General features: G+C 65.5%; 8 protein-coding genes. 3 read left to right on the forward strand and 5 right to left on the reverse strand.

Going from position 1 to position 10,042, the window contains the following annotated elements; all coding sequences use genetic code 11:
• Window positions 1-34: 34 nt before the first annotated feature.
• From ACOJSI_RS14055 to ACOJSI_RS14065, 3 genes are all read right to left on the reverse strand, one after another.
• A complete protein-coding gene (locus ACOJSI_RS14055) occupies window positions 35-874 on the reverse strand; it encodes an SDR family oxidoreductase (RefSeq protein WP_420138921.1) in 840 nt (279 codons plus the stop codon).
• A 118-nt stretch (window positions 875-992) separates the two neighbouring features.
• Window positions 993-1,766, reverse strand: a complete 774-nt coding sequence (locus tag ACOJSI_RS14060) for an isochorismatase family cysteine hydrolase (protein ID WP_420138922.1) — start codon at window positions 1,764-1,766, stop codon at window positions 993-995.
• Window positions 1,767-2,027: 261 nt separating this feature from the next.
• A complete protein-coding gene (locus ACOJSI_RS14065) occupies window positions 2,028-2,660 on the reverse strand; it encodes a response regulator transcription factor (protein ID WP_420138923.1) in 633 nt (210 codons plus the stop codon).
• Window positions 2,661-2,884: 224 nt separating this feature from the next.
• Here ACOJSI_RS14065 and ACOJSI_RS14070 point away from each other — a divergent pair, with 224 nt between their 5' ends.
• Window positions 2,885-4,372, forward strand: a complete 1,488-nt coding sequence (locus ACOJSI_RS14070; RefSeq protein WP_420138924.1) for a PAS domain-containing sensor histidine kinase — start codon at window positions 2,885-2,887, stop codon at window positions 4,370-4,372.
• A gap of 8 nt (window positions 4,373-4,380) precedes the next feature.
• Here the strand turns inward: ACOJSI_RS14070 and ACOJSI_RS14075 are convergent, their stop codons facing one another.
• The gene (locus ACOJSI_RS14075) at window positions 4,381-7,392 is read right to left on the reverse strand and encodes a sensor histidine kinase (RefSeq protein WP_420138925.1); all 3,012 of its coding nucleotides are present in this window, start codon (window positions 7,390-7,392) and stop codon (window positions 4,381-4,383) included.
• A 251-nt stretch (window positions 7,393-7,643) separates the two neighbouring features.
• Here ACOJSI_RS14075 and ACOJSI_RS14080 point away from each other — a divergent pair, with 251 nt between their 5' ends.
• Window positions 7,644-8,015, forward strand: coding sequence for a response regulator transcription factor (locus tag ACOJSI_RS14080; RefSeq protein WP_420138926.1), 372 nt, complete (start codon window positions 7,644-7,646; stop codon window positions 8,013-8,015).
• Here ACOJSI_RS14080 and ACOJSI_RS14085 read toward each other — a convergent pair.
• Complete coding sequence (locus ACOJSI_RS14085) at window positions 8,012-8,674, reverse strand: response regulator transcription factor (protein WP_420138927.1); 663 nt, start codon at window positions 8,672-8,674, stop codon at window positions 8,012-8,014. The two genes, ACOJSI_RS14080 and ACOJSI_RS14085, sit on opposite strands and share 4 nt — an antisense overlap.
• Before the next feature lie 432 nt (window positions 8,675-9,106).
• On the opposite strand from ACOJSI_RS14085, the gene ACOJSI_RS14090 reads away from it, so the two are divergent.
• A complete protein-coding gene (locus ACOJSI_RS14090; RefSeq protein ID WP_420138928.1) occupies window positions 9,107-9,937 on the forward strand; it encodes an alpha/beta fold hydrolase in 831 nt (276 codons plus the stop codon).
• Window positions 9,938-10,042 lie beyond the last annotated feature (105 nt).

The following is a 10,042-nucleotide window of genomic DNA, read 5'->3' on the forward strand; positions in this document are numbered from 1 at the left end:
CTGGCCGGCGAGCGATGGCGCTGCCCTGTGCCGATCACGATGGGAGGGTGGGCCGGAACTGCTGTCGCATCATCGCCATGTAGCGGTCCTCGCCGGCTTCCCGGCGCGCAGTGACGAGCGGCTTGATGTCGTCGGTCGCCACCCAGCGTAGCCGATCCGATGGATCGATGGTCGCCGCGTAGATGACCTCGGCCACTTCTTCCATCGTCGCGCCCGCACGGTTGGCGCGGATGGCGTCGAACACCTTCGCAGCCCCTGCCAGGAACGGGGCATAATCGTCGATCCGCTCCGCCTGTGCCGCTTCGGCGCCCGCCCGCTCACCAAAGCGGGTGCTCGTCACGCCGCCGGGCTCCACCAGCCGCACGCGGATGCCGAGCGTCTCCAGCTCGTAGCTGAGCGATTCCGAAAAGCCTTCGACCGCAAACTTGGAGGCGGTGTAGAGCGAGATCAGCGGAAGCCCGAACACGCCCGCGCCCGATGTGATGTTGACGATCGTGCCGCTGCGCTGGCGCCGCATGATCGGCAGCACCGCACGGGTGACGTCCATCAAGCCAAATAGATTGACCTCGAACTGCTCGGCGATCTTGGCGCGCGGCGTTTCCTCGAACACGCCGGAAAGCCCGAAGCCCGCATTATTGATCAGCGCATCGAGACGTCCGAAACGATCCTGCGTCAGCGCCACGGCGGCAGCGATACTATCGGCATCCTGTACATCGAGATGCGTGACCAGGATGTTGGCGCATTGCGCCAGATCTTTCCCGCTGGTGGTGTCGCGCATCGTCGCGACGACGTTCCAGCCACGATCTGCAAACAGGCGTGCCGTGGCGGCGCCGAAGCCGCTGGAGCAGCCGGTGATCAGAACGGTCTGCGTCATCATGATCTCCTTCGATAGGGAGCGAATGGTGAAGGGGTATGTGGAATTAGCCCCGTGGCCGCGCAGGCCGAACAGGATCGTCCAAGGGGTCGGACATCAAGGCGCGTGCCAGCAGGCTTCAGCGCTTGCCCAGCATCTGGACCGTTTGATCCGTGGTCCAGAGCCCGTTCGCCATGTAGCGAAAGTTGATGAGCGCCGCGAGATATCCGTCGCCTTCCGGCAGCTTTGGCGCGGCGATGGCATCCCGCACGACCGCGACCTCGAACCCTTCCTCCAGGAATTGCCGGACGTGGGATTCGACGCACATGTTTGCGAGCATGCCCACGATGATGACCTGATCGACGCGCTGCTTGCGCAGCTGGAAGGCAAGATCGTTGACCTGGGGGCCGTAAAGCTTGTGCGGGGACGCGATCACCGTCTTTCCATCGAAGATGAACGGCTTGAACGCAGGCAGGAAATCGGCGCCGGACCCCTCGAACCCGTCCAATGTATAAGGACCCGCCCGGTCGAACAGGCCGGCGTCGTGCTGGAATATTTCCAGCGGACCCTGGACGCGCCATTGATGATCCCAGTGATAATAATGGTGCGGCGAGATCGCGACCATCATGCCGGCTGCCTTCGCCGCGGCAAGGAGCTGGGTGAGGTGAGGAATGAGCTGCTGCTCGGTTACGCTCTCGCCGACGACCGGCCAGGCCTTGCCGCGCGGATCCATGAAATCGTTCTGGGGATCGATCACCACCAGCGCCGCGCGCGAGGGATCGAGGACCATCGATCCCTTCTTCAGCGCCGGCCTGGCCGGATCGGCATAGAGTGGCTTTTGCGCAAATGTCGGTATTGCGAGCGTGAGGAAGGACGCGGCGAGCGCGGTAAAGAAGGATGTCGGTGTCAGCATGCAGCGGCGATGTCGAGGATGGTGTCGAGGCATGAGCGGCTCCTGAACGCGATGGCGCGGTGGAAGAGACCGCGATCAGGCAATGTCATGCACACGCCGGATCGACGTGCCGATTGGACGAACCGCGACCTGTACCGATACCAAAGGATGACCAGGATAAGCGGTCAGCCGATCCGCGCCGGTGACGCCCGGATGGAGTAGCCTGGCTTAAACGCCATCCCCGGTTCACCCTTGATCCTAAACTTGCTGCGCTGCGGGGCGCTACAGGTCGATCATGCCCCGTTGCAGGGCGACCGTGACCGCGTGCGTCCGATCCGAGACGTCCAGCTTGGCGAAGATGTTCTTGAGATGCGCCTTGATCGTTTCCTCGGCGACGCCGAGCCGGAGGCCGATATCGCGATTGGCCAAGCCGCGCGCGACTTCGCGCAAGACGGCGACCTCCCGCCCGCTCAAGTTCGTGTCGGCGACATGCGAGGCAATTTCGTCTGCGACGTCGCGGTGGATATGGCGGCGGCCGGCATGGACGCTCTTGATGGCGGCCACCATCTCAGTGCGCAGACTGCTCTTCAGCAGATAGCCCTGGGCGCCGGCGCGCAGGGCGCGCACCGCCTGCCCATCACCGCCATAGGTGGTGAGCACCAGGATGCGCGCACCCGGTGACTCAGCGCGGATGGCGGCAATGGCTTCAAAGCCGTTTATGCCGGGCATCTGAAGGTCCATCAGGACGACATCGGGCCGCAGCGCCCTGAACATGTCGATCGCTTCGGCCCCGTCGCCGGCCTGGCCGACCAGCAGGATATCGTCGCAATTCTCCAGCATCGCGGCCACGCCTTCGCGCAGGACGGGGTGATCGTCGACCACCATCAGCCGGATGCATGCGGACTCTTCTGCCATCATCCCTCTCTGCCGGGCCAAGCACGACCGCCTTCCTGTCGCGTGCACACTGGATATTTCTATCCCGAACGGCGTCAGGGGTCTCTCCCCCAAACGGGGAATGGGGTGGCGCGTGCGGATCGGGTATCGAGAGGTGCGCGCAACCGAGGGCAATCGCCGTCTCCGCTGCGTGCAGGTGGATCGAAGCGCGACGCGCATCTTCGCAGGACTGGAGGCACGGGCCTATGCCGGCTTACGCATGGAAGACCGATGCCGCCGGCGCGTTCACCTATCTCGACCCGCGCTTTCTGCAGTGGCGCGGGCAAACATTGGACGACCACGGCGTCAACCAGGATGGTTCGCTCGGCTATGTGGATGCCGTACACCCCGACGATCGTGCGGATTGCATCGGCCGCTGGCTGGAATGCCTGCGCAGCGGCACGCCGTTTCTGACCGAGTTGCGCCTATGCGACGCGGCCGGCGATTATCGTTGGTGGCGTGCCGAAGGCCTGCCCTGTCATGCGGACGACGGGCGGATCATCGAATGGTCGGGATCGGTGATCGACGTCCACGATCTGAAGCTGGCCGAGGCCCGGCTGCGGGAGCGCGAGCGTGAACTGATGCACCTGACGGATGCGGTACCGGTATTGATCTGGAGCGCGTCCGCCTCTGGCGAACCGACCTTCATCAATCGGCGCCTGTCCGAATGGGCCGGCATTCGCATCGACGATCTTGAGCAAACGGACAGAAGCCGGCTCGCGGCTGCGGTCGCGCAAACGGTGCACCCCGACGATGCGGCGAACGTCAGCGCGGCGTTAGCGGCCGCGTTCGCATCCGGCGCACCGTTCGCCATGCGCTATCGCCATCGCTGTGCCGATGGATCCTATCGCTGGGTGCAGGGCAATGCCGAACCGCTGCGCGGCGAGGATGGCGCGATCCTGCGCTGGTACGGCGTATCCCGCGACATCGAAGATGAGGTGCGTGATCGGGAGGCGTTGCGCAAAACGCGTGAGCGACTGGACAGCGCGACACAGCTCGCCAGCCTTTCGACATTGGCTGCGTCGATCGCACATGAAGTCAATCAGCCACTGGCCGCGATCGTCACCAACGCGCAGGCAGCGCAGCGCTGGCTGGCGGCAGATCCGCCCAATCTGGATCGTGCCCGCGGGATCATCGGGCGGATCGTCGACGCAGGCCAGGGTGCGGCAGACGTGGTGCAGCGCATTCGCGCGCTGTTCAATCCACGGGACCGGCAACGCGAATGGGTCGACGTGAACGCGCTGATCGCGGACGCCGCATCGTTGATGGCCGATAAGGCGGTGATCAGCGGGACGCGGCTCACCTTCAATCTCGCCAAGGCGCTGCCGACGATCCTGGCGGATCCGGTGCAGGTGCAGCAGGTGGTCGTGAACCTGATCCGCAATGCGATCGAGGCGATGGAGGGTATGAGCGCCGCCGCACTGGAGGTCGAAAGCCGGGAGAGCGGTGGTGCTATCCTGATCAGCATTCGCGATGCGGGACCGGGGCACGGCGATATTGCGGGCATGTTCGAGCCCTTCGTCACGACGAAGGCCGGCGGCATGGGCATGGGCCTCGCCATCTGCCGCTCGATTGCGGAGGCGCATGGCGGCAGCCTGCGCGCGGAAGCAGCGAAGCCGGGGTTGCGCATGATTCTGTCCTTGCCGCAGTCGGTGCCCGTGAACGTCGAGGCAAGGCAGACGCGGTGCGCCTGATCGACGAATTAAGGGGCTGCAGCACGTCGCCGGAACGGGAAGAAGCGTTTCACTGGCTGGAAGGCGACGCGGCCAGGCAGATCCAGCGTGACGCTTGTGCCGCTACCCTGCGCGCTTTTTATCGTCAGCCGGCCTTTCATGCGAAGCGCGCGCTCGCGCATGCCGATCAGGCCGAAATGACCCGGCCTTCCATCCTGCGCCAGCATGTCCGGTGCGATGCCGATGCCATCGTCACGCACCTGTACGGCAAGGCTGCGTCGGCTAAAACGGGCGATTACGTCGACCTGTCTGGCCGCGGCGTGGCGGGCGACATTGAACAACGCTTCGCTGACGATCGCGGTAATCTCATTGAGGATTGCCGGACGCAGAAGGCGCGGGGTTCCTTCGATGACGACCGCCACCGGTGTTGCCGGCGCGAGCATCGATTCCTCCGCGAGCGCGCGCAATCGCTGCGCCAAATCGCCATGTTCCGCGGGGCTGCGCAGCGCCAGCACACTCTCCCGCGCCTCGACCACGACGGCATCGGCGCGCTTCAACACCGCCTCCAATCGTGGTTGCTCCGCTGGCGCCAGGCGATCGGCCAAGGCCTGGAAGCTCAGGATCAGGCCCTGCACACCCTGTAACAGCGTGTCGTGCAGATCGCGGGCGATGCGGGCACGCTCATCTATTCGTTCCTCCATCCGATTGTTGAGCCGGCGGGTGATCTGCCGCGATCGATAGGCGAAGGCCGTCCAACCCAGCGCAACCACGCCGAGCAGGACGATCAGCAGGAACCAGCGCGATTGCAGGAATGTTGGTGGGATCCGGAAGGTGACGGCTGCACCTTCACGATTCCAGACGCCATCCTGATTGGCCGCAACGACGTGGAAGCGATAATCGCCGGGCGCGAGATTGGTGAAGAAGGCCTGTCGCCGCGCGCCGGCCTCGACCCAGGCGGGGTCCTGCCCTTCCAGCCGGTAGCGCACCCGCGTTTCACGCGGGCTGAAGAAGTTCATGACCGCAAAGTCGATCTCGATATTGCGCGTGCCGGCCGGGAGCCGAAGGTCGCGGGGATCGCGATGGACGCGATCCGCCATCAGCGCGCTGATCGCGACCCGGGGCGGCCGGACGTTGCGGCCGATATCGCTGGGATCCAGCCACAGCGTGCCCGACTGGCTCGACATCCAGAGCCGGCCGTCGCCACCCTGGACCAGTGCATGACGGCTGTGCGCGTGGGGTGGACTTCGAAGCCCATCCGCACCGCTGAATATCTGCGCCATCGGCTGCGTGCCGGGACGGTCGAAGGCGGCATCCAGGGCCTGGGTCGGCAAGCGCACGATCCCGGCCGCACCGGCAAGCCAGGTCTGGCCCTGGGCGGTCTGGACGATGCCGCTGACACGATCGAACACGGCGATGCGTTCGGGCGCGCGTGCCACGCGGCCTCTACGCACCCGCATCATGCCGAGCGGGGTGGCGGCGTAGACCGATCCGTTGCCGCCGCCGTAGAGCGTGATCTCGTCATTGGCATGGATCGGGAACGGGATAGGCATGGTGCGGCGCAGGCCACCGTCGATCCAGGCCAGCGTCTGTGGCTGCCAGTGCAACACGAGAGCGCCGGAGGGATCGACGATCATCGATCGCGGCAGGCCCGCCTCTCCCCCGGGCCCGCGGATGCGCTGCCAGCGGCCGGCATGGTAGCGCAACAGCCCACCACGCGCGGCGGAGATCCAATAATCGCCGTGCCGATCGAACGCGCAGTCATATAATGTCGCGCGCGTCGGCACCGATGGGATCGGCCGGGAGGTGCGGCCGGCGCGCCAGTCCAGAACCTCGTTGCCGAGCGTGATGCGGATCCCGCCATCGGGCGTTTCGCAGAGCGTGCTGGGCTCGGTGCGGCTATGCAGGATCGCCTGCGGGCGAGCGCCCGGAGGCACCCGATATACGGTGGCGGCCTGACCGATATAGACGGACCCGTCCGAAGCGCGCAGCAGCAGGTCGCCGAAGGCAGCCGGCGCATCGAGTTCCGGATAATGCCGCACCGTGGCCGGCCAGAAGCGGTCGATCCCCTTTTCCGTGCTCGCCCAGACATTGCCTTCCCCATCCTGGAAGAGCTGGCTTGTGGCATTGGACGACAAGCCGTCGGCGGCGGTGAAATGTTCGAGTGCGGCGTGTGCAGCGGCGGACGATGGGGCGCCACGAGGATCGGGCTGGGCGACGCGCTCGATCCCGCCATAATAAGTGGCGATCCAGAGATTGCCGCTTCGATCGAACATCGGCTGGCCGCGCACCTGGGCGGCGTCGGTCGGATAGGCATGGCGCCGTGGTGGAGGTGCACCGCGTCCGCCGGGGCCGGTGAGCGGATAAGTGCCGCGGCGTTCCGAAATCCAGATGCGGCCGGCGGGATCGGTCGACAATGCGCCGAGGCCGCGCGGCGTCCTCAGCTTAATCTCAAGTGTGCTGCTGCCGGGGCGGAGGCGCGCCACCGATCGGCCGAACGATATCCAGGCGGCGCCGTCGGCGGCGATGACCAGCCCGACCGCATTGTCGGGCGCGGCCTCCGGTGCCGCGAACCGGGTCCACCGCCCGGCCTGCCAGCGCAGCAAAGGCTTCTCGATATGATCTGTCAGCACCCATATCGCACCGTCTGGCCCCTCCGCCATCCGGATGACGTGGGCGGGTGCGGTCCCGGCGATCCAATGCAAGCCGCCGTCGCGATAGACGGCGAAGCGCAAGGACCGATCGAAGTTGGTCCACACCTCACCATTACGGCGTACCAACAGGGTCGACGGCGCGCCGTGCTGCAGGCGATCGACTGCGGTGCTGATCGGTTCGAACCCGATCCCGTCGAACCGGAACAGCCCGTCCCCGGTCGCGAGCCAGAGGAAGCCCCGCCGATCCTGTGCAATGGCGGTCACCGGTGCCGGGATTTCACCCGCCGCGCTCCAGCGCTGATGTGTGTAATCGTGGATCGAGCGTGCACCACTGTGCGCATGCGCAGCGGCAAGCGACGCCGCCAGCAGCGCAATCAGCAGCCGTGCCATCGCCTTCTTCGCACCATGTCTCAACCCCCGAAGCAAGCCATATCGCGGCTTTGCGTGGCTGCGAACCCGATCACATCGCGCGTTCTGTAATGTTCCGACGCGCAGGAGAAGCTGCACGCAGGGATAGGCTGTAGCATCCCGGCGCCGGGGACGATGCGGCGGCGGCGGGCATACTGGACCTAGGTATGGTAGATATGGGCGCGTCATCGGCCGACAGACGGGACCAGCGTTGTCGCCTGATGAGGTCGGATGTGTCACCAGTTCCCCTCCTTGCGATCGTCGACGATGACGCGGCCGTACGGCAGGCGTTGACCGATCTGGTGGAGGCGATGGGCTTTGCCGCGATGGGTTTCGATAGCGCGGCGAGCCTGTTGCGTGCGTTCGCGCCTGGCACCTTTGCAGCCATTCTTTCAGACATCCGGATGCCCGGCGGAGACGGCTTGGCGTTGCAGGCAGCTCTGGCTGCACGGGATCCCGCCCTGCCGGTCATCTTCGTGACGTCGGTGCAGGATCCGGACGTGCAGCGGCAGGCGCGGCAGCAGGGCGCGCGCGCCATCTTGCAGAAGCCGGTCGACGCGGACGCGCTGGAACGCGCGTTGCGTGCTGCGCTCTGGCGCGGTTAGAGCGTCGCGTCCTGCCGGACCGGCTTAAGATCCGACGCGAGCGCCGGCTCGATCAGCTCCCACGCCCGGATGAGTTCGCCGACCGTGGCAAACTCCATCTTGCTCATGACATTGCCGCGGTGCAGCTTCACCGTCACCTCGCTGATATCCATCGCATAGGCGATCTGCTTGTTGAGTCTGCCAAGGCAGACGAACCCCATGACCTCGCGTTCGCGCGGGGTGAGGCGTGCATAACGGTGGAGCAAAGCGTTGCGGATGCCGGCCGCCTTGCGCTGAATGCGGTCGCGCTCGATCCCGGTGCTGACCGCATCCAGCAATGTCTGGTCGCGCGCGGGCTTCACCAGGAAATCGACCGCGCCAGCCTTCATCGCCTGTACGGACATCGGAATATCGCCGTGGCCGGTTAGAAAGATGATCGGTTTGGACAGCCGCCGATCGTCGAGCGCCTGCCGCTGCAATTCCAGACCACTGCCGCCGGGCATGCGGACGTCCAGGATGATGCAGCCCGGCCGGTCGGGAAGATCCGCGAGGATGAGATCGGCCGGCGCGGCGAAGCTGAGCGATTCAATTCCGACCGAGGCGAGCAGTTCGCTGAGCGCATCGCGGACACGGCCGTCGTCATCCAGAATCAGCACGAGCGGAGCATCGCCGGCGGGCATGGGGCACCTCCAACTGCCGATAGCAAGAGAGTCATTCCATAGCGGCGGGCCTGCGATGTCGCGATCCCCGGTCATGGTAGCCCTCCGTCCCCCGTTCGGGGGAAGCGCGCCGCGTGGGAGCGGCCGGCCTGCACGAAGGTGTAGTGCGGCCGATATTGTCGACCCGCTCATCCTCCCCTGCCGTCCGATGGAAGGGCGCCGCGTGGGGCGGCAGGATCGGCCGGTCGGCAGCGCTCTGCTTTCGACCTTAGCTTTAGGGTGAACGACATGCCGCGCGATAATTGGCTGCGAGCGAGCGAGGTGGCCAGGCGGGAACTGCTGGTGGCAGGGCTGGGTACGGCCGCCGCGGCAGGGCTGCCGCTGCGTGCGATGGCGCAACTCCCAGCCCAAAGCCACGTCACCCCAGCAATCCCCGGCAGGAGGAAACCCGCCATGAACTACGTCACCACGCGAGACGGCGTCGATATCTTCTACAAGGATTGGGGCCCCAAAAGCGCGCAGCCGATCATGTTCCACCACGGGTGGCCGCTCAGCGCGGACGATTGGGACAGCCAGATGATGTTCTTCCTGGGTCAGGGCTTCCGCGTGGTCGCCCATGATCGGCGCGGCCATGGCCGATCCAGCCAGGTCGATAATGGCCATGACATGGATCATTATGCGGCCGATGCCGCCGCCGTCGTCGAGCATCTCGACCTCAGGAACATTGTCCATGTCGGGCATTCCACCGGCGGCGGGGAAGCGACGCGCTACGTCGCGCGTCATGGCAAGGGTCGGGTTTCCAAGCTGGTGTTGATCGGCGCAGTGCCGCCGTTGATGCTCAAGACCGTCGCGAATCCGGGTGGGCTTCCGCTGAGCGTTTTCGATGCGTTCCGGACCGGCGTCGCCACCAACCGCGCTCAATATTATCTCGATATCCCGAGCGGCCCTTTTTACGGCTTCAACCGCGCAGGTACCGCGACCATCCCCGGCCTTGTCCAGAATTGGTGGCGCCAAGGGATGATGGGCGGGATCAAGGCGCATCATGACGGCGTGAAGGCCTTTTCAGAGACGGATTTCACCGAGGATCTGAAGCGGATCGATGTGCCGACCTTGGTCATGCACGGGAGCGACGATCAGGTCGTGCCGGTCGACGACAGTGCGCGCTTGGCCGCCAAGCTGCTGAAGAACGCGACGCTGAACGTGTATGAAGGCCTGCCGCATGGCATGATCAGCACGCATGCGGCGTTGATCAACCGCGATATCCTGAGCTTCGTTCAGCGCTGATCGACGGGCGAGGGCGCGTTACCCCACAAAAGGTTAGTGCGGGTAAGCGCCCGCCCGCCGCTCCGCCGGAAATCATGCGGCCCGAGAAAGAGTAGCGCCGGTCGG

Origin of the sequence: Sphingomonas sp. (genome assembly GCF_048595155.1) — a bacterium.
Lineage (GTDB): Bacteria > Pseudomonadota > Alphaproteobacteria > Sphingomonadales > Sphingomonadaceae > Sphingomonas_I.